Genomic DNA, 18,745 nt, shown 5'->3' with positions numbered 1-18,745 from the left:
TGAGGGCGCGTCCCAGGAAATCAGCGAGAATGGAGCGGTGATGAGGCCGCTAACACACCCCCTGAGAGTATCCGTCGCGCTCGCAACCCACAACGGCGAGCGATTCGTCGGCGATCAGATCACCTCGATTCTCGCGCAGACGCTCCCTGTCAGCGAGATCGTGCTCTCTGACGACGCTTCGACGGATCGTACCGTCGAGATCGTCGAGCGGGCGGTCGCCGAGCATCGGATCGCGCACGGCTCGGCTCCCGAGCTGATTGTGCTGCGGAATGATCCGCCGCTGAAGGTGACGCAGAACTTTGCCCAGGCGATTGCGCACTGCACCGGTGGCCTGATCGCCCTGTGTGACCAAGACGATGTCTGGCACCCGAGCCGCATCGAACGGCTCGCCGCCCGGTTCGGCGACCCTGCGGTGCAACTCGTCTTCAGTAATGCCCGTCAGGTCGACGCGAGCGGTGCATACCTGGGGCACGACCTCTTCGAAGCCATGGGCATGAGTAAGGCCGAGCGTGCGCTCGTGGAGCAGGGACGGGCATTTGAGCAGTTCATGCGGCGCAACCTCGCCACAGGGGCGACCGTCATGTTCCGGCGCTCGCTCGCGGGGATCGCCGCACCATTTCCCGATGCTTGGTTGCATGACGAGTGGCTCGCCGTGATCGCTGCCGCATACGACGGGGTGCGGATCCACGATGAAGCGCTCACCGATTACCGGCAGCATGACAAGAACGAAGTCGGGATGAGCAAGATGAGCTTCAGCCGCAAGTTCGGAATGTTTCGCCAGCCCCGAACTGAGCGCAATCGCCGACTCTTTCTGCGCGCCGAGGCGCTCGCCCCGCGCATCGCCGCGCTCGATAATGTCTCAGCCGAGTACCGATCGATGGTTGATGAGAAGCTCGCATTTGAGCGCGCCCGCCAGGCTTTCCCCGAGGCGAGACTGTTGCGGCTGGTGCCGATCCTGCGTCAGATACGCCTGGGTCGCTACAGGGTGTACGGCACCGGGCTCAAGGATGCCGTGCGCAACCTGCTGCAGCCGGTGTAGACGGTGAAGCCGGCGCATTTCACGCCCTCTGTAGTCGCCATCAGACCGGTTATGCGAGCGCCCCGATAGCATGAAGACCATGCGCGTCTTGCTCACCGGTGGTGCCGGGTACATCGGCAGCCACACCGCTCTCGTTCTGCTTGAGCAGGGGCACCAGGTGGTCGTGCTCGACGACCTCTCCAACAGCAGTCGCGAATCGGTGCGTCGCGTCGAAGAGCTCACCGGGCAGCAGATCACCTTCGTGCGGGCCGACCTCACCGACCCGCACGCCACCCGTGCCGGGCTCGACGGCATCGCGTTCGATGCCGTGATCCACTTCGCTGGTCTGAAAGCCGTGGGGGAGTCGGTCGAGCAGCCCACCCGCTACTACCGCGTCAACCTCGATTCGACACTCGTGCTGCTCGACCTGATGCGCGAGCGCGACGTCACCCGACTCGTATTCAGCTCGTCGGCGACCGTGTACGGTGACCCGCAGACCCCGCTGATCGCGGAGACGCACCCCGTCGGCGTCGAGCTTACGAACCCCTATGGCTGGACGAAGGCGATGAACGAGCAGATCATCCGCGATGCGGCCACGGCCTGGCCCGCGCTTGCCGCCGTGAACCTGCGCTACTTCAACCCGGTTGGCTCGCACCCCTCGGGGCGCATCGGCGAGGACCCGAGCGGGATCCCCAATAACCTCATGCCCTACGTCGCGCAGGTTGCGGTCGGTCTGCGCGAGCGCCTCGCCGTCTTCGGTGACGATTACCCGACGGCCGACGGTACCGGGGTGCGCGATTACATTCACGTGATGGATCTTGCCGAGGGGCACGTCGCCGCGCTCACGCATGCCGAGCCCGGGGTGCAGGCGTTCAACCTGGGGTCTGGGGTTGGCACGAGCGTGCTTGAAGCCGTGCGGGGCTTTGAGGAGGCCTCGGGGCGTGCGGTGCCGTACGCGATCCATCCGCGGCGAGCCGGTGACCTGGCGACGGTGGTCGCGGATCCAGCACTCGCCCTCGATCGTCTTGGCTGGCGCACGACGCGCTCGTTCGCTGAGGCGTGCCGCGACGCGTGGGCCTGGCAGTCGGCAAACCCGCGAGGGTACGCGGACTAAACAATATTCGAGTCTATGATTCGACGGGTTGCGACACCTGCACCCAAATCATCGTCTCGTTCTTCGAGGCATCACCGCCCGGTGCGGGCTCGGTGAGGTACTCCTCCCAGGCGAGGCCGGTGGGCACGAGACCCTGCTCCTCGATCCACGAGTAGAGCTTGCCGTAGGCCGCTCCGAGGCCGTCATAGTCGCCGAGTGCGAGCAGGCGCGCCGCGCGACCCTCCGGGATGGTCTCGCCACGCACCTCGCCCTCGCCGCCGAAAGGCTCGGCCACCGGCACGGCCACCGAAATGTCGAAGGTCGCGCCGGGTTCACCGTGCATGACACCCAGCGGCACCGCCGCCGGGGCGATACCCGCACGCCCCAACGCTCCGAAGATCTTGGGAAAGGCGCCGTCGTAGAGACTGCGGATCTCATCGCCCGTGACCTGTGCCCGCACTGTGGCGAGATGCAACTCCGGGTTGGTGACGAGCTCGGGGGTGGGGTGCTCTGACATGACGGTCTCGATCCACTGGGCGGCTGCGTATGTCCAGGGTAGGCCGCGTGCTGGTAGGCGGCAAGTGAGAAAAGTGAACCTGCGTGAAGTATGGCTGAAACTCTGTCTCCCAGGCGAGGAGAAGTTTTCCAAAGTGACGAGTAGAATTCTTATAAATTGACGAGTCGGATCCTTTCAATTTGACGAATCAAAGAGCGTGGATTTCAGATCGGGGCCTGCTGTGAACGACGGGTACGTTGCAAGAATTGTGGATGCGGAACTCGGAGATGCGTTGCGTCGTGCCGGGGCGGTGCTTATCGAGGGTCCTCGCGCCTGTGGCAAGACCGAAACAGCTCTCCAACGCGCGGCAAGCTCGGTCCACTTTGACAGGGAACCGGGAATCACTGAACTGCTGAACCTTGACCCCTCGATTGTGCTTTCCGGCGAGACCCCGAGGCTCTTTGATGAATGGCAGCTTGCTCCGCAGCTGTGGAACCTGGTGCGAGGCGAGGTTGACGCGCGGCGACAGCAGGGCCAGTTCATCCTCACTGGGTCGACCGCGCCTGTTTCTGACGCGGTGCGTCACACCGGCGCGGGTCGATTCGCCAGGCTACGGATGCGAGGAATGACGCTCGATGAGACCGGTCATTCGACTGCCACGGTGTCATTTTCCAGCCTCATTGCAGAAGAAAAGCCAAGTGCACAAGATCCCGGCCTCAACTACCGTGATCTGATCGACCGAATGGTGAGCGGGGGATGGCCTGGTTTCCTTCGGCTCGACCCCTCGGCAGCTGGCAAGAACCTCGCGGACTACCTCTCTACAGTTGCTGAGCTCGATCTCCGAGAGGTCGACGGGGTCTCGCGTGATCCTATTCGCGTACGTCGACTGTTCGCTGCACTCGCGCGATCCACCGCGAGTGAAGTCACCCTGAGCACCCTGGCGAAAGACGAAACTTCGCTTTCTCGCGACACTGTGAGGGACTATCTCAATGCGCTTGTGCGCATATTCATCGTTGAAGACCAGCCTGCATGGTCAGCTCATCTCCGGTCATCCGCCACGCTGAGAAAGGAACCGAAGCGGCATTTCGTCGACCCCTCACTTGCCGCAGCCGCCCTCGGTATTGGCCCGGAACAACTTCGCAAAGAACCCAAATTCGCTGGCCAGCTCTTTGAATCTCTCGTGGTTCATCACTTGCGGGTGTATTCGCAGTCGCTCCAAGGTGCTGTGGCACACGCGCGGGACTCAGCAGGCAATGAAGTTGACGCGATTGTTCAATTTCCTGATGGGACCTGGCATGGGTTCGAGGTGAAACTCGGAAACCAGCCCGAAGTGATCGACAATGCGGCCGCCGGACTCCTACGTTTCTCTGCCAACGTGGACAGCAATCCTCCACGTTCCCTCTCAGTGATCACTTCGATGGGGGCCTCATACCGGCGCCGCGATGGGGTGAATGTGATCGCGATTGGTGCGCTGGGGGCCTAGTGAGTCGCAACCTGCTTTCAGTGTTGGCGAGTCTTTGGCTAGTCCATTGCGATTGAACTAATCCGGCGCACTACCCTGCAGGCGCCCCACGACTTGCCACACCGCGATCGTGAGGTCGGGGCAGGTCTCGGCGATCTCGCGCAGCAGCGTGAACTCAAGCTCATCGGCGTTGGCGCGGTGCGCCGGTGCGTCGTCGGCGGTGCCGCGCCCGGCGAGTCGCGCCATCGCAAACTCCGCCAGCAGTCCGCGTTCTTCCAGCATCTCGTTCTCGAGCTCGCGCACCACGAACTCATCGACGCTCGGAATGTCAATCAGGGTGAGCAGCGGATCCTCGCCGTTGCGCCCCTCGCGTTCGAGGATCGCGTCGCGTTCGATGCGCGCGAATGCGCGTAACTGTTCGATGTGTTCGGTGGTGACGTTCATATTCAATCGTTCCCCTGGCGATCTTCGCGGAGCAGCTCAGCTGAACTGACATCCAGGGTAACCCGTTTGATATCGCGCAGAGACGCCACAGGCGCTTGCGCGGGGCGAGTCTGGCCATTCTCGCGAGCAATTTCGAGCGGGGTTTTCAACTCAGTGCTCGCAGCCATCGCGCGCGACAAAGGCGCCCCGGTCGCTGCGCGCGGGATCGGCACCCGCCGCCACGGTAAACGCTTCTCCTCCGACTCCTGCGAGGGCAGCTCGAAGTCATAGCGAGACTTCACCGCGAAGATGATGAGCAGCAACCAGCCGCTCTCGATGAGGAGGCGGCTCTCAGTGATCGACTGCACCACGAGTGCCACCATCACGAGCCACGGCCACAGCGCGCTGGTCGCATAGGGGAGAGCGGGCCCCGGCCCGCGCCGGGGCTGATCCACCGCGCGAAACCATACCCGCATCAGCGTGAGTGCGACGATCGGGGCAAACACCAGCACACCCACCAGGCCGAGCTGTAGCCAGACATCGATCCACGCGTTATGTGCGCTCATCACCGGAATGCCGGCTTTCGTGTCGAGCCCGTCGAACGGCTCCACCCAGGTGGGCCAGTAGCTGACCCAACCCCAACCAAACCACGGGTGTTGCTCGATGAGCTCCCACACCTTGGCCCACGTGTCGGCTCGGCCAGTCAGGTCCCCGCTCTTGCCGAGCAAGCCGAAAAGTGCGTCCCGGGCAAAGATCGTGGCGAGTGCCGCTGCCATCACGAGACCGGCCCCGGCGTAGTACACGTGCATGCGGTGCTCGGGGCCCAGGCGCCTTGCCCACAGCGCAAACGCGAGCGCCACCAGCACGGCTACAAGAGCCACCCATACCGTCGCGCTTCGAGTGAGCAGCAGAGTGAGCACTGCCATCGCCACCCAGAACCAGCCGAAGCCCGCACGCACGAGGCCTGCGCGCAGTTGAATACCGAACACGATGAGACCGATCAGCCCGACAAACCCGAACAAGACCGAGTTCGCGACGAGCCCCTGAATGGGGCCGCCCGCAAAGAGGAGGTCGCGGCTCCAGTAGAGAATGTTCAGATCTTTGCCCTCGGGCTGCTCAACCCACCAGGAGAGTATGGGTTCGCGCACGACCCAGGCGACCCACAACTCGAACGCGAAGGATAACCCGATCACGTAGCGCAGCGCCGTTGCGAGGGTTCGCAGGAGTTCCTGCCAGCTCAGCACGAAGGCGAGTATCACCGCCACCGCAGTGGTGACAAGCTGCGCGATCACACCGAGCATCGACTCGAACCGATATGCCGACCAGAAGATCGACAGTGTCGCGAGCGTCAGAAACCAATAGATCGGCGAGGGGAGTCGGTACCACCGAAATCGTTCGGGCTTCAGCTTCACAAACAGCACGATGCTGACCGCGAAAATCACCCCGCTGAGTATGAAAAAGGCGGGCATCCCGACGATGTACCGCACCCCGTTACTGCCGAGGGTAAAGGCGAAGACCACGATCGCGAACGCGCTCACACCCAACCGGGTCTTGCTTCTGGCCATAGTGGGTATGGTAGTTCATGGTGGCGCTCCGCTAGTTTTGCTTGTGGATCGCTGCGCCTTCCGGCGCAGCCGCACCGCCCCTACTGCCCATGCTGATCTTCATCGAAAATGCCCCGCGTGCCTACGCCTGGGGATCCCGTGACGCGCTGCCCGAATTGCTTGGCACCGCGCCCACCGGCGAGCCACAAGCCGAACTCTGGCTCGGCGCCCACCCGGGCGCGCCCGCGACGCTCGCGAAGGCGACCCCGGTGCAGCACACACTCATCGACCTCATTGAGGCGGACCCCGAGAGATATGGCGTAGATGGCGGCCAGTTGCCGTTCCTGCTGAAGATTCTTGCGATCGGTGGGCCACTGTCACTGCAGGTCCACCCGAACCGCGCGCAGGCCGAAGCGGGGTACGCGCGAGAAGAAGCGGCTGGCGTGCCCCGCGACGCCCGTGAGCGCAACTATGGCGATCGCAATCACAAGCCCGAGTTGCTGGTCGCGCTCAGCGAGGTGTCGGCGCTGAGCGGCTTCCGCGACCTCTCCGACGCCCGCGCCGACCTGCGGGCGCTCGCCGCGGCCGCGCCGACAGGCGCGGGGCGTGACGCGCTCGCCGCCGCCGCCGCTCGCTGCACCGGGCGTCCCGAGAGTGCACGAACTGAGTTTCTCTCGTGGGCGCTGCGCGGCGGGGATGAGGCGGGGGCTGCGGTACGAGCGATCCACACCGCTGTTCGCGCCGGCGACGGAGCGTGGATCGAGGCGCATCGCCTGGCGGCGCTGCGCGACCTCACCGTCTCCTACCCCGGTGACCCGGGAGTGCTGGTATCGCTGCTGCTCCACCTTGTGCGTCTCGCGCCGGGTGAGGCCATCTACCTGGGTGCCCGGCAGCTGCATGCCTACCTCGGCGGGCTCGCTGTTGAGGTGATGGCCGCGTCCGACAACGTGTTGCGGGCAGGCCTCACGCCGAAGCACATCGACGCCGACGAGCTGCTGCGGGTGACCGACACAGCGGAGCTTATTGAACCGCGCCAGACCGCACGCAAGGTGAGACGGGGTCTCGTCGCGTGGGAACCACCGGTGCCCGACTTCAAGCTACTGCGTGCGAAGCTGTGTATACCCGGAGACCAGGAGAATGGGGCGGGGGAGATTCTCGTTGATGATGCGGATCGCGCCGAATCCGTGGTGCTCGAGGTGCCGCACCCCTTGGTGCTCGTGGTGACCGCGGGGCGAGTCCGAGTTGAGCGGCCGTCGGACGGAGAGGTGGCGAGCGTGCGACGCGGGCAGTCCCTGTACATCTCCTCAGGGGAACCCATTGAGCTCAGCGGTGCGGGCGATGCGTTTGTGGCCACGGTCGGAGATGGCTGGGACTGATCCGCCTCAGTGCGTGCTGTAGCGCATAGTATCGGCGTGTCGCAAAGCCTCAAGTAACACTTGAGGCTTTAAGATTCCCGGCTTGACTTGAGCGAACCACACCGATGTAATTATGGGAGCACGGCGAACCGGAACACAGATGAGAGAGGAGCGCACAGTATGACGCAGCATTCTCTGAACTCGCAGGTACCCAGCAATTGGTTCGTCGATCCCGTTCACCTCGGCCTCCCCGGGCTCCGTCGCTACGATGACGATGAGCAACTGTCGTGGCAAACCGACGCCCTGTGCGCGCAGACTGATCCTGAGGCCTTCTTTCCCGAAAAAGGTGGAAGCACCCGCGAGGCAAAACGCATCTGCGATGGTTGTGAAGTTCGCAGCGAATGCCTCGACTACGCCTTGGCCAACGACGAGCGTTTCGGCATCTGGGGCGGCCTCTCTGAGCGCGAACGACGTAAGCTGCGCCGCGACGCGGTCTGAAGGCTCGCCGCACCGAAAACCAGTCTTCGCGCGTCACACGCCTAGTCTTGGCTTGATATGCGCAGCACAGTGACCGCCGTTCTCGTCGCCCGTTCCGGCGGCGACTGGCTCGACCAAACCATCGCGAGCCTTGGCGCGCAGACTCGAGCACCCGACCGCATCATCGCGGTCGTCACCGGAGGCAGCGAGAAAGTTGCCACGCAGCTCGCACAAGCGGGCATTGAGCGCATCGTCACCGCGAGTGGGCAGCTACCGTTCGGCGAGGCGGTGCGCCGGGGCGTCTTGGCGGTACCCGCCGATCACGCCGCGACCTCGCGCAGCGGCGGCGCGACAGAGAACACAGGCGCGACCGGCACCTCCGGTGCAGCCCTGGGCGAGTGGCTGTGGTTGCTCAGCGAGGACTCTGCGCCCGAACCGCGCGCCCTCGAGCTGATTCTCTCCACCGTGCAACGCTCGCCATCGGTTGCGGTGGCCGGTCCGAAGCTTGTCGACTGGGATCACCCCGAGCGCATCATCGAACTCGGCCAGAGCCTCACCCATGGCGGCGAGCGTTGGCTGCTGCGCCGGCAGGAACTCGACCAGCAGCAGTACGACCACCTCCAAGACGTGCTGGGCGTCGGCCCGGTCGGGATGCTGGTGCGCCGTGACGTGTGGTCGCAGCTTGATGGCTTCGATCCCGCACTGCCGGTGTACGACGACGGTCTCGACTTCAGTGTGCGCGCCCGACTCGCCGGGTACCGCGTGATCGTCGCGCCTGCCTCACGCGTGCGGTTTGCGCAGCTAGGAATCGCAGGCCCTCGTGTCGACAGGTCACGCCGGGTCATGCGCGTTGCCCATCGGCAAGCGCGCACCTCGCATCTGCATCGACTCATCTCCTACGCCCCCGCATTTGCCGCGTTCTTCATGTGGCTTGGCCTGCCCATCGTGGCAGTGGTGCGGGTCGCGTGGGCGCTGATCCGCGAACAACCTGGCTACATGCTGGGTGAGTTCACCGCAGCGTTGCGGGTGTTCTTCAGGCCGGGCGCGCTGCTTGCATCTCGGCGGCGGATCAGAGCGAATCAGCAGTCGGGCTGGGCAGCCGTGCGCCCGCTGCGTGTCGATCCCAAATCGGTGCGTACCGCACGCATGATCGATCGCGAGGCGATTCTGGCCTCGCAGGGAAGACTCACCCGCGAGTTGCAATTCATTTCGACCGGCGGCCTCGCTGTCTTTGGCGCATCGCTCGTCGCGACGCTCGTGCTGTGCTGGTGGGCGGTCACGCAGACCAGTCTCGTGGGGGGCGGGCTGGCTCCGCTGAGCCCGATCGGTGAGCTGTGGCAGAACACGCGCACGATCGAGGGTGTTCCTGCGGATCCCTTTGCCTGGGTGCTCGCGGTGCTTGGCAGCTTCACCTTCTGGAATCCCTCGCACGCGGTCGTGCTTTTCACCGTCGCGGCAATTCCGCTCGCAGCGCTCGGCGGTTGGATCTGGGGTGCGCAACTCACCGAGTCGCCTGCGGGTCGCGCACTGGTGGGTCTCGGCTGGGCGCTCAGCCCGGTGCTGCTCGGATCGCTCGACGCGGGACGTTTTCCCACGCTCGTCCTCGCCGTGGTCCTGCCGTGGCTGCTGCTCGCCGCAACTCGATGCCGAGAATCATGGAGCTGGGCGGGTGTCACATCGCTGCTTGCCGCAGTCGCCCTGGCGTGTGCGCCGGTACTCATTCCGGCGGCGCTCGTACTTCTCGTGGTTGGGCTGTTCAGCTCGCTACGAGGGATCACTCGCGTGCTCGCCACCGCCATCGCGCCCCTCGTGCTCTTCGCCCCGAAGCTCGTCGCGACCCTCACTGCCGACCCCCTGAACTTGCTGCTTGATCCAGGCATCACCACAGCCTTCACCCCTTCAAGCCCTTGGCAACTCATGCTCGGTTTCCCGGAATTTGGGCTCGAGGGCTGGACCGAAATCCTCGACGCCCTGGGTCTTGGCGGCGCGCCCGCAACGCTGCTCGTCGGGTTGCTTTTCCTTCCCATCGTGGTACTAGCCGTGCTTGGCCTCCTCACCGGCAAGGTGCACTTCACAATCCTGCACGCGGTGCTCGGCGGACTCGGGCTGCTGACCGCGCTCGCCTCGTCAAAGCTGCTCTTGCTCAGCGATGGCGCAGCGCCGGTGGCCCTGTGGACCGGCTCGGGTCTTGCGCTCTACTGGATCGCCGTGCTCGGGCTCGCCGGCGTCGGCACCACGGTGCTCCGCCGAGCTGCCCCGCCCATCGTCGCGATCGGCCTCGTGCTCGCGCTTGTTGCGGTAGGTCCCGTCGCGACCCGCCTCGCTACCGCCCAAACTGGTCTTGCTTCGGGCGAGACCCAGATGCCAGCACTCGTGCAGGCGGCTGGAGCCGTCAACCCCGGGCAGCGCACGCTCGTACTCACTGCCACGGGCGACCAGGCCGTGCGTGCCCAACTCGTCACCGGCACGGGGTTGCGGCTTGATCAGGTGCGCACGGCAGACCGGGTATCGCAGTCCACCGATGAGGACCAGTGGATCGCCGAACTCGTGGGTGATCTCGCCAGCACCGGCAACGATGACGCCTTGCAGGCGAGTCTCACCGAGAATGGCGTCGGTTTTGTGTTGCTGAATCTCGACGGTGACACTGCCGAGCGCGCGCTGCTGCAAGCCGCATTCGATCAGAGCGTGGCGCTTGCGAGCGCCGGGCAGACCACCCACGGTTTACTGTGGCGGGTGGCTGGCGCCGAGATCGAGACCGTGGACACGCAGCCGGCAGATACCCGTGCGTGGCTCAGTGGCACGAATTTCAGCGGACAGGCCGTGTGGTGGGTGCAAGTTGTCGTGCTTCTCGCGATGCTGCTGCTCGCCCTCCCCACTGGGGAGGTCACGGAGCGCCCGGAGCGTCGGCGTAAACCCGGGAGGCTTGCCGTCGGGGCTCCCGGAGCTCCGACCGAGGCCGAGGTCGCGGCGGAAGAATCAGCGTCTCAAGCAGCGGATTCTGCTGTCTCCGAATCCGAACCTGAATCTGCAACAACAGCCGGGTCGGTGTCAGACCCCGAGCCCGAGCTCGAACCTGCTCCTGATCCCCTTCCCGGTTCCGACCCCGATCCACGCCCCGAGGAACAAGCTGACGGGAGCACTCGATGAGCGAGAAATCAAGCGTCGTGCTGCGGGGCAGCCTCAGGGCCACCACTGGCCTGGTGATTCTGGGCATCGCAGCCGCGGCGGTGGCGGTGCTCGGCACTGCGCCGCTGCCCGAGATCGAGCGTTCACCCGTTGCTCTCACCGTCGATACGATGCAGGGGGCTGAACGAGACGTCGTGTGCGCTGGCGCGTTTGCGGTACTCGGGGCAGACCCCGCGAGACCCTCGCTCTCGTTGCCAGTGGGCGAGGCATCGGTTACCGTGGCGGGCGAAGCAGCGACGCAAAGTGAGTTGCTGCGCGAGGAGGCTGGGGGCTCTGCCCCGCAGGTCATGAGCGTGCCAGCAGGCGACCGCTTTGCCGCCGCCCAGGTTCAAACAGTCACGACTGACACGCTGCGCGGTCTGAGCGCGAGCGCCTGCGCGGAACCCGCGAACGAGCAGTGGCTCGTCGGCGGTGCCACCACATTGGGCGTGACGACCACGGTAAACCTGGGCAACCCGTCAGAGGTTCCGGCAACCGTGCAGCTCACCGTATTCGACGAAAACGGTGAGGTCGACTCAAAGCAAACCAGTGGGGTACTCATTCCCGGGGGCAGCGACCGCGTAGTGTCGCTCAACGGCTATGCCCCAGGACGCGAACAGCTCGCGGTGCGCATCGTGAGTACCGGAGCCGCCGTAACGGCGACACTCGGAGTGGCCCACGTTACTGAGCTCTCCCCGTTTGCCGTAGACACAGTGACCAGGCAGCTCGCCCCGAACCCGACTCTGGTGATTCCGGGTCTCACCAACCTCAGTGAGCACGATCACGGCCCCGGTGATGCGGGAGAGCTCGATCCATTTTCCGTGCGCTTCCGCGTGCTTGCGCCAGGCGGCGAGTCTGGCAGTGCGAGCATACGAGCACTCTTCCCAGACGGTTCAAGCGAAGACCTCGGGTCGCTCGAATACGGCGAAAATATCGTGACTGAGATGCCCATTGCGCACTGGCCAGAGGAGGCCAACGCGGCCATCATCACGGCCGCCGATCCACTCGTGGGTGCCGCATTCGGGTCTGCGGATCAGGGCGCAGAGCACGACTACGCGTGGTTCACGCCAGCCCCCCTGCTTCAGGCCGAGACCGATGTGGCCGCGGCGGTAGTGTCTGGTGGGCAACTCGTGCTCGTGAATCCCGGTAGCGAGGACGCAGAGGTGCGTATCGCTGGCTCGGGCGCCGACAGTGACCGCGAGAGCAAGAGGATTATCGTGCCAGGCGGCGGTGCGGTGGTGGCTGCTGCGCCCGCTGCAGCCATCCTTCGAAGCGATGCCCCGATTGTGGCCGGCGTGAGGGTTGCGGCGGGCGGCAACATCTCTGGTTACCCGGTGATCGAGCTCAACGACCGCGCAAGCACCATCACTGTGTTCACCCGTTAAGCGACGCGGTGAACAATGAGTTCCCACCCGTCAGGCGGAGAGAGTGCGTCGCGGTGCCGGGGGCAGAGATCGAGGGCCGGGGGCGTGCGTAACGGGCTGAGCGGACCCACGGCCATCATTCGGTCGGCGTAGTCGGCGGTGAGGGTCGCCACCGCGGGTGCCCCGCAGCTCACTCGCGCGCACAAGCGCGCGGAAGCTTCAGTGGAGTCACAGTCCGCAGTCGCGCGATCCCCCGGTGCCTGATCCACCCCAGAAACGCGCTCGCGTGCGATGCTCGCCGCCTCATAGGCGTCGGGCTCGAGAAGGCGGTGCGGATCTTCAGCGGTCACCCTTCCAGCGTAGACTGGCGGAATGTTTGGGAGGTCGAAGCGGCGCGGTGAGCCGGCGGGCACGGCAGGAGTGCCGCCGGTATTCGGGACACCTTCGACGCCGGCGAAGAGGCACGGGCGCAGGCCAATACGCTCATCGCCGACCGGGTCGCAGCTGCCCAACCCCGACAGTCGCATCTCGCGCTTCGAACTTGACGCGCGAGGCGCGTTGCATCTGCTGCAGCACCACCTCGGAGACGAATTGCAGGGCGTGCACATCGGGTTCGCGACCGCACCTAGGGGTATGGGCGAGAGCGAGCAGCCCCTGTATTACGCGGTGGATCGCGCCGCCCGCACGATCATTCTCTTTCGCATGCCCATTCAGCGGGCCCGGGGCCTCCACGTCGATGATGCGGAGCATCGCCGCCTCTTCGTCGAGCACTGCGTGCACCGTGCCGTGTGCGAATACCTGGGTCTCAGCCCGTGGGATGTGTTGCCCGGGCGCTTCGACCACTATTAGGCATCATCGAGACACCGATACGCTAAATGGTGACCCCTGTGGTGTCGTCGGTTCGAAAGGAAGCTCGATGCTGTTACACGATCAAGACGCGGTAGCCCGGGGCCTGGATGCGATGGATGTGCGGCTTATTAAGCTGCTCGAGCAGGACGGTCGGATGAGCTATGCCGACCTCGCACAGGCGGTGGGCCTCACCTCGGGTGGTGCCAGAGCACGGGTCATGCGGCTGCAGGAGCGCGGCATTATTCACGTCACCGCGATCGTCTCGGCAAGCGCCATCGGGCTGACCTGCATCGCGAGCCTGCAAATCGAGGTCGATGGCTCTCGAGACATTGATGAGGTCGCAGCCGAAATCTCGAAGTTTCCTGAGGTGCGGTACCTCGTGATGGGCTCTGGCCGCTTTAACCTGCTCGCTGAGGTGTACGCCGATACTCCGGCTGCGCTCTTCTCGATCATCAATCGAGGCATCAAACGGGTGGCGGGTGTGACCCGGGTCGAGACTTTCACCTACGACCAGGTGCACACCCACCGTCCGGTATTCCCGCTGATTGCGAGCTAGCGCTTAGCGGCCGCTATCGGTGATGATCAGGCCGAGCGCTTCGGCAAGCTCGGCCGACTCGGAGATGAGGTCAGTTTGCCAGGCGGTCAGCTCTCGGGTGGGGGAGTCATCGAAACTGACGTTGAAGGGGTCGGTGACCTCGGTGCGGATCCCCGTCAGCGTCTCGAGCACCGCAAGCCCGCAGTATGGGGTGTGCACGGGTGAGTAGCCGCCCTCGTGCGAGAACACAATCCGTCCCTCGCAGACTTCGTCTGCGAGTCCGAGCAGCCGCTCGGCCATTCCGCGGAACCCCTCAGATGTGACGCTCATGCGACCGAGGGGGTCGACAGCTGATGGGTCGAAGCCGCTCGAGACCACGATGAGATCTGGCTTGAATGTGCGGAGAGCCGACGCTACGACACGATCGATGACGCTCAGGTATGCGCCGTCACCGGAGCCCGCGGGCAGAGGCACATTGATGTTGGTGCCAAATCCGTCTCCGGCACCCCGTTCATTAAGCATCCCGCTATCGACCGGGAAGAGGCGATCTTGATGGATCGAAATCGTGAGGGTGTTGGGGTCTTCCCAGTAGATCTTCTGGGCGCCGTTGCCATGGTGTACGTCGTAGTCGACGATCGCCACTCGCGTTACGAGTCCTTCGGCGCGCAGACGCTCAATCGCAACGGGAACGTTCGCGAAGAGACAGTATCCGCGGCCCATCTCGGGCTCGGCGTGGTGGCCAGGGGGTCTCACGAGAGCATACGCATTGTCGACGTCACCTTGCATGACCGCTCTCGCGGCCACATAGGTGCCTCCGGCAGCTAGGCGGGCAATGTCGTAACCGCCCGGACCGAACGGCGTGAATCCGTCTCCGCCGTCTCCGCCATCCTTCTCGGAAAGGGCCTTGATATTCGCGATGTGCTCGGCAGTGTGGACCCTCAGTAGATCGGTTTCGCTGACTTCTTCTGGCGCGATCCGCGTCAGGCTTTCGATCAATCCTGATACCTCCACGAGACTCGCAAAGCGAGCCTTGGTTTCGGGGCTCTCAAAATTCCGATACGGCTGCACGTAACCGCCAGCGCGATAGATTCCGGCATGTGTGCCCGTATCGTGCCATGCGTAGCGCTCGTGCCAGACGTAACCTGTGGTGCGCGTCATCGCGTGTCCTTCCCAGTCGTTCAAGTGACGGGGCGCGTGAGGCGCGCCACATACTTCGTCACCGGCTCATAGGTCATCACGAATCAACACAAATTGTCAAGAAGTGTTTACGAAACCTAATTGTAACAACTCAATGCTTGACCAATAGTGAATATTGTGGTGCATTAGAGGCACCGATGAGGATCGCACCTAAATCGGCGCGCGGCCCGCCAGACCGTGCGAACTATGCAAAGGAGCACTAAATGAACGTGTACCGACGGCTCGGAAAGATGGCCGTGATCGGGGCTGTAGCTGCGCTCGCCCTGACGGCTTGCTCGAACGGCGCAGATGCGCCGGCGGACGGAAACGGCGGAGGTGACGAGGCGAAGGGCGCAGTAGCCATGAGTTTCGCCGGCCTTGATATCCAGATCTGGAACGACATGCTTCCGTTCATGGACGAGGTCGTCACAGACGCGGGCTACGAATTCGTCACCGACGATCCCAAGTGGAACGCTCAGACCCAGGTGGCCAACTGGGAATCTTGGATTGTTCGCGGCGATATCAAGGCGATCATGGGTTACCCCGTGCAATCTGACTCGGTCGTTGCTGTCACCCAGCAGGCTAGCGACATGGGCATTCCAGTGCTCGGCTATGGCAGCACCTGGGAGGGCGTGCAGGCAGCCGTCTACTTCGATCACGTCGCTGACGGCCGCTCAGCCGGCGAAATGGCCGCCGACTGGATCCGTGAGAACTACGGAGACGAGGAAGTCGACGTGGCTTTCCTGGGCTACCCGGACACCGACTTGGGACGCTTACGCGGCGAAGGGATCCTTGAAGCGCTTGACGCGTCGGGTCTGAACCTCAACATCAATGAGCAGAGCGTGTTGAGTCTGGACGACGGGTACGCTGCGGCCCAGAATCAGCTCAATGCGTTCCCGAACACCAAGGTGTGGCTAGCCATCTCGAACGATCCGGCGCTTGGCGCCTACCAGGCACTGATTGACTCCGGCGTTTCGCCGACCGATGAGTCAATGCTGTTGGCCAACCTCGATGCGACGGATGCTGAGCTTGAAAACATTGCGGTAGAGGGTTCCTTCTGGCGCTTCGCTTACATGCCTCCGGCGCGCATGATTGCAGAGGCCAATGCCAAGCTGCTGATCGATGCTGCGGAAGGCAACCCGGTAGAGGATACGGTTCTCGACCTGGTGCTAGTAACCAGCGAGAACGCAGAAGAGTACCTTCTCGCCAACCAGTAATTCCGAATCCGTCCGGAGCCAAAGGGGAAATTGTGAACCGAGCAGCCCAACGATTGGTCTTTGACCGCATCACCGTGGACTTTGGGGCAACCCGTGCACTGCATGAGGTGAGTTTTGCGGCGGAGCCCGGTGAGATCATTGGGTTGCTCGGCCACAACGGTGCGGGAAAGAGCACTCTGGTCAATGTCACCACGGGTGTCATTCGTGCCTCTGGAGGCCGGTTCTCTGTCGACGGGCACGAGATCGTGGAGGGGTTGACTCCCCGAGCCTCTGCGGCACTCGGCATCACGGTGATCCATCAAGAGCCAGCCCTCGCCCCCAACATGTCGGTACTCGACAACCTGTACCTCGGACGCCCGGCACCATCGCGCTCTCAGCAAAGGCAGGCAGCAACCGAGGCGCTGCGCGACGTGGGGGCTTCACTGTCACTCGATATGCCGGTGGAAACCCTGAGTCTGGGTGAGCGACAGATGGTTGATCTCGCTCGGGGCATGCTGGGTGGGGAAATGAAGGTACTGCTGCTCGACGAACCCACTGCGGCTCTCGGCAAGGCAGAGACAGATGCACTCCACGCCCTGATTCGGCGGTTCGCGGATTCTGGCACCACCGTCTTGTATGTCTCTCACCGACTGCCAGACATTCTCGATGTCTGCAGTCGAATCGTAGTGTTGCGTGGCGGCGAGCTCGCCGTAGACGGGCCCACTTCGGAGTTCACTCCAGAAAAATTGGCCGAAGCCCTGGTGCCCGACCTGCGAACCCTCGCGTTTCAGGAGTCCAACCCCGGGGACGTGCGTATCCAGATCGATCACGAAAGCGATCAGCTTTCCGTGCGTGCCGGGGAGGTTGTCGGACTCTTCGGAATGGCCGGAGGTGAGCAGTTCAAGCTCGCGGCAGAACTCGGGGGAGCAGCAGCCGGGCGGCCCCGCCGTTTCCGTCTCGACGGAAACGAAGTATCGTTCGCGTCGACGGGTGCTGCAATCCGAAAGGGCGTGTTTTATGTGCCGCCCGATCGCGAGACGGAGGGACTCATCGCCACCGAATCGGCGCGGGACAACGTACTGATGCCATGGCTCGTGGAATATGGGCACCGCGGGTGGTGGGTGTCGTCGCGCACCGGGGCAGACGTCTACGCTGAATCGCGCGCCAAGCTCGACATCAGGGGCCCAGATGGAGATGCGGAGATCGCGCAATTCTCCGGGGGAAATCGGCAGAAGCATCTCCTCGCGCGATGGTTGTACCCGCGCACGCCGCAGGCGCTCGTACTCTCTCAGCCCACGCAGGGAGTTGATGTTGGGGCCAAACTCGACATCGTGGAGAGCGTACGCGACGCGTCCGCAGCCGGTGCCGCCGTGTTCGTGGCATCGAGCGAATCCGACGAGATCTCAAGCATGTGTGACCGCGCCTACGTACTCCTCAACGGCCAGGCCATCGAAGTACCTCGGAGTGAACGATTTAACGAGGATCTCCTCGATGCTCTTTTGACGCTCGCTGAGCGCGACGCCACTCTTCTGTCAGCCTAGATTCGAGAAAGAAACCCGTCTCATGAACACTGAACGCCTGAAGATCCTCGCGGCGAAAAACGGCATCTTCCTCGCCCTAATCGCCCTGATCGTCGTGTTTTCGATCCTCCGTCCCAACTTCCTCTCGTTCGCGAATGGACAGACGATCCTCCTGCAGGCCGCCGAGCTCGGACTCATCGCTATACCGGTCGCGTTCTTGATCATGTCGGGAACCATCGACCTGTCGGTGGGATCCATCGCGTCAGCTGCTGCAGTTACCGGCGGAGCCACAATGAGTGCCACCGGGTCAATGTGGGCAGGGTTCCTAACGGCTCTGATTACGGGTCTCGTAGCCGGAGCTTTGAACGGCTTCCTTATTTCTTACATGAAACTGAATTCTTTTGTGGTGACGCTGGGTGCACTCAGCGTGTGGGGAGGGTTCGCTCTGATGGTCTCGGAGGGGCGCACCATCCCCCGCTCCGAGCTCCCTGAAATGTTCCGCGCAATGGGCACCGCAAAGCTCGGCCCTGTACCCATTCAGATCGTTGCACTGGTGCTCGTAGTATTGCTGGGCTGGTACGTGCTGAACCACACGAAGTTCGGCAAAGAGATCAAAGCGATCGGTGGAAACGAACGAGCTGCTCTGCTGATGGGTATCAAAGTGCAGCGCAACCGCTTCCTACTGTTCGTTGCGAGCGGGGTATTTGCTGCTATCGCAGGTCTTTTTCTGTCGGCAAAGGTGCAGTCAGCTAACCCCACCATCGGTGTCGGAATGGAGCTTGAAGCTCTCACAGTTGTGCTCCTCGGCGGAATCGCCTTTCAAGGCGGGATCGGGCGGATCAGTGGTGTGGTTGCGGGTCTGCTCTTCTTCCGTGTGCTGCGCTCCGGACTGGTCTTCATGCAGGCATCTCCGTTCCTGCAGACGATTCTCGTCGGCGCGACTCTCATCATCGCGGTAGCGCTTGACAACTCGATCCAGAAGGTGATTCGAAGTTCGTGGGCAAAACTCGGGAAGAAAGCCGTACGTGACCCAGAGGCTGAAAAGATCGGGGCTGCTCCATCTCCCTGACCC

17 protein-coding genes are annotated in these 18,745 nt (G+C 63.6%); 12 read left to right on the top strand and 5 right to left on the bottom strand.

Annotated features, from left to right (window positions below):
• Positions 1 to 40 precede the first annotated feature (40 nt).
• Positions 41 to 1,039: a glycosyltransferase family 2 protein gene (locus tag ACTNFJ_RS09705; protein WP_435906105.1), complete on the top strand. Its 999-nt coding sequence runs from the start codon at positions 41 to 43 to the stop codon at positions 1,037 to 1,039.
• A gap of 79 nt (positions 1,040 to 1,118) precedes the next feature.
• On the top strand, positions 1,119 to 2,132 hold the full coding sequence (gene galE / locus ACTNFJ_RS09700) for a UDP-glucose 4-epimerase GalE (RefSeq protein ID WP_435906104.1): 1,014 nt from the start codon (positions 1,119 to 1,121) through the stop codon (positions 2,130 to 2,132).
• A 13-nt stretch (positions 2,133 to 2,145) separates the two neighbouring features.
• Here the strand turns inward: galE and ACTNFJ_RS09695 are convergent, their stop codons facing one another.
• Complete coding sequence (locus ACTNFJ_RS09695) at positions 2,146 to 2,628, bottom strand: GyrI-like domain-containing protein (protein WP_435906103.1); 483 nt, start codon at positions 2,626 to 2,628, stop codon at positions 2,146 to 2,148.
• Between the two features lie 220 nt (positions 2,629 to 2,848).
• On the opposite strand from ACTNFJ_RS09695, the gene ACTNFJ_RS09690 reads away from it, so the two are divergent.
• The gene (locus ACTNFJ_RS09690) at positions 2,849 to 4,090 is read left to right on the top strand and encodes an ATP-binding protein (RefSeq protein ID WP_435906102.1); all 1,242 of its coding nucleotides are present in this window, start codon (positions 2,849 to 2,851) and stop codon (positions 4,088 to 4,090) included.
• 57 nt (positions 4,091 to 4,147) lie between these two features.
• On the opposite strand, the gene ACTNFJ_RS09685 is transcribed toward ACTNFJ_RS09690, so the two are convergent.
• Positions 4,148 to 4,513 (bottom strand): hypothetical protein, encoded by a 366-nt coding sequence (locus tag ACTNFJ_RS09685; RefSeq protein ID WP_435906101.1) that lies wholly within the window; start codon positions 4,511 to 4,513, stop codon positions 4,148 to 4,150.
• Between the two features lie 2 nt (positions 4,514 to 4,515).
• Positions 4,516 to 6,057, bottom strand: coding sequence for an O-antigen ligase family protein (locus ACTNFJ_RS09680; RefSeq protein ID WP_435906100.1), 1,542 nt, complete (start codon positions 6,055 to 6,057; stop codon positions 4,516 to 4,518).
• A gap of 89 nt (positions 6,058 to 6,146) precedes the next feature.
• Here ACTNFJ_RS09680 and manA point away from each other — a divergent pair, with 89 nt between their 5' ends.
• The 4 genes from manA (at position 6,147) to ACTNFJ_RS09660 (ending at position 12,418) form a co-directional block, all read left to right on the top strand.
• The gene (manA, locus tag ACTNFJ_RS09675) at positions 6,147 to 7,412 is read left to right on the top strand and encodes a mannose-6-phosphate isomerase, class I (RefSeq protein ID WP_435906099.1); all 1,266 of its coding nucleotides are present in this window, start codon (positions 6,147 to 6,149) and stop codon (positions 7,410 to 7,412) included.
• A 159-nt stretch (positions 7,413 to 7,571) separates the two neighbouring features.
• Positions 7,572 to 7,889, top strand: a complete 318-nt coding sequence (locus ACTNFJ_RS09670; RefSeq protein WP_435906098.1) for a WhiB family transcriptional regulator — start codon at positions 7,572 to 7,574, stop codon at positions 7,887 to 7,889.
• A 57-nt stretch (positions 7,890 to 7,946) separates the two neighbouring features.
• Positions 7,947 to 11,015: a glycosyltransferase gene (locus ACTNFJ_RS09665; protein ID WP_435906097.1), complete on the top strand. Its 3,069-nt coding sequence runs from the start codon at positions 7,947 to 7,949 to the stop codon at positions 11,013 to 11,015.
• A complete protein-coding gene (locus ACTNFJ_RS09660) occupies positions 11,012 to 12,418 on the top strand; it encodes a DUF5719 family protein (RefSeq protein ID WP_435906096.1) in 1,407 nt (468 codons plus the stop codon). The genes ACTNFJ_RS09665 and ACTNFJ_RS09660 overlap by 4 nt, the downstream gene beginning before the upstream one ends.
• Here ACTNFJ_RS09660 and ACTNFJ_RS09655 read toward each other — a convergent pair.
• Positions 12,415 to 12,747: a DUF3499 family protein gene (locus tag ACTNFJ_RS09655; RefSeq protein ID WP_435906095.1), complete on the bottom strand. Its 333-nt coding sequence runs from the start codon at positions 12,745 to 12,747 to the stop codon at positions 12,415 to 12,417. The genes ACTNFJ_RS09660 and ACTNFJ_RS09655 overlap by 4 nt on opposite strands.
• A 22-nt stretch (positions 12,748 to 12,769) precedes the next feature.
• Here ACTNFJ_RS09655 and ACTNFJ_RS09650 point away from each other — a divergent pair, with 22 nt between their 5' ends.
• Together ACTNFJ_RS09650 and ACTNFJ_RS09645 are read left to right on the top strand one after the other, a co-directional pair.
• A complete protein-coding gene (locus tag ACTNFJ_RS09650; RefSeq protein WP_435906094.1) occupies positions 12,770 to 13,246 on the top strand; it encodes a metallopeptidase family protein in 477 nt (158 codons plus the stop codon).
• 67 nt (positions 13,247 to 13,313) lie between these two features.
• Positions 13,314 to 13,802 carry an Lrp/AsnC family transcriptional regulator gene (locus ACTNFJ_RS09645; protein WP_435906093.1) on the top strand — a complete coding sequence of 163 codons (489 nt, stop codon included), beginning with the start codon at positions 13,314 to 13,316 and terminating at the stop codon, positions 13,800 to 13,802.
• Positions 13,803 to 13,805: 3 nt separating this feature from the next.
• On the opposite strand, the gene ACTNFJ_RS09640 is transcribed toward ACTNFJ_RS09645, so the two are convergent.
• The gene (locus tag ACTNFJ_RS09640; RefSeq protein WP_435906092.1) at positions 13,806 to 14,939 is read right to left on the bottom strand and encodes a histone deacetylase-like amidohydrolase; all 1,134 of its coding nucleotides are present in this window, start codon (positions 14,937 to 14,939) and stop codon (positions 13,806 to 13,808) included.
• A 242-nt stretch (positions 14,940 to 15,181) separates the two neighbouring features.
• Between ACTNFJ_RS09640 and ACTNFJ_RS09635 the strand changes: the two genes are divergently transcribed.
• From ACTNFJ_RS09635 to ACTNFJ_RS09625, 3 genes are read left to right on the top strand one after another with little or no spacing between them, the layout of a single operon-like run.
• Positions 15,182 to 16,174, top strand: coding sequence for a sugar ABC transporter substrate-binding protein (locus tag ACTNFJ_RS09635; RefSeq protein WP_435906091.1), 993 nt, complete (start codon positions 15,182 to 15,184; stop codon positions 16,172 to 16,174).
• A gap of 32 nt (positions 16,175 to 16,206) precedes the next feature.
• Positions 16,207 to 17,694: a sugar ABC transporter ATP-binding protein gene (locus ACTNFJ_RS09630; RefSeq protein WP_435906090.1), complete on the top strand. Its 1,488-nt coding sequence runs from the start codon at positions 16,207 to 16,209 to the stop codon at positions 17,692 to 17,694.
• 22 nt (positions 17,695 to 17,716) lie between these two features.
• The gene (locus ACTNFJ_RS09625) at positions 17,717 to 18,742 is read left to right on the top strand and encodes an ABC transporter permease (protein WP_435906089.1); all 1,026 of its coding nucleotides are present in this window, start codon (positions 17,717 to 17,719) and stop codon (positions 18,740 to 18,742) included.
• The last annotated feature ends 3 nt before the right edge of the window (positions 18,743 to 18,745 follow it).

The organism is Leucobacter shiyiweii, assembly GCF_052446065.1.
GTDB lineage: Bacteria > Actinomycetota > Actinomycetes > Actinomycetales > Microbacteriaceae > Leucobacter.
The sequence above is the reverse complement of the archived record's forward strand: the minus strand, read 5'-3'. Positions and strand labels throughout refer to the sequence as shown.

Coding starts and splice junctions, on each gene's coding strand:
- ACTNFJ_RS09635 (WP_435906091.1), top strand. CDS start 15,182: ATGAACGTGTACCGACGGCTCGGAAAGATGGCCGTGATCGGGGCTGTA.
- manA (WP_435906099.1), top strand. CDS start 6,147: ATGCTGATCTTCATCGAAAATGCCCCGCGTGCCTACGCCTGGGGATCC.
- ACTNFJ_RS09705 (WP_435906105.1), top strand. CDS start 41: ATGAGGCCGCTAACACACCCCCTGAGAGTATCCGTCGCGCTCGCAACC.
- ACTNFJ_RS09665 (WP_435906097.1), top strand. CDS start 7,947: ATGCGCAGCACAGTGACCGCCGTTCTCGTCGCCCGTTCCGGCGGCGAC.
- ACTNFJ_RS09625 (WP_435906089.1), top strand. CDS start 17,717: ATGAACACTGAACGCCTGAAGATCCTCGCGGCGAAAAACGGCATCTTC.
- ACTNFJ_RS09645 (WP_435906093.1), top strand. CDS start 13,314: ATGCTGTTACACGATCAAGACGCGGTAGCCCGGGGCCTGGATGCGATG.
- ACTNFJ_RS09660 (WP_435906096.1), top strand. CDS start 11,012: ATGAGCGAGAAATCAAGCGTCGTGCTGCGGGGCAGCCTCAGGGCCACC.
- ACTNFJ_RS09650 (WP_435906094.1), top strand. CDS start 12,770: ATGTTTGGGAGGTCGAAGCGGCGCGGTGAGCCGGCGGGCACGGCAGGA.
- ACTNFJ_RS09640 (WP_435906092.1), bottom strand. CDS start 14,939: ATGACGCGCACCACAGGTTACGTCTGGCACGAGCGCTACGCATGGCAC.
- ACTNFJ_RS09695 (WP_435906103.1), bottom strand. CDS start 2,628: ATGTCAGAGCACCCCACCCCCGAGCTCGTCACCAACCCGGAGTTGCAT.
- ACTNFJ_RS09680 (WP_435906100.1), bottom strand. CDS start 6,057: ATGGCCAGAAGCAAGACCCGGTTGGGTGTGAGCGCGTTCGCGATCGTG.
- ACTNFJ_RS09685 (WP_435906101.1), bottom strand. CDS start 4,513: ATGAACGTCACCACCGAACACATCGAACAGTTACGCGCATTCGCGCGC.
- galE (WP_435906104.1), top strand. CDS start 1,119: ATGCGCGTCTTGCTCACCGGTGGTGCCGGGTACATCGGCAGCCACACC.
- ACTNFJ_RS09670 (WP_435906098.1), top strand. CDS start 7,572: ATGACGCAGCATTCTCTGAACTCGCAGGTACCCAGCAATTGGTTCGTC.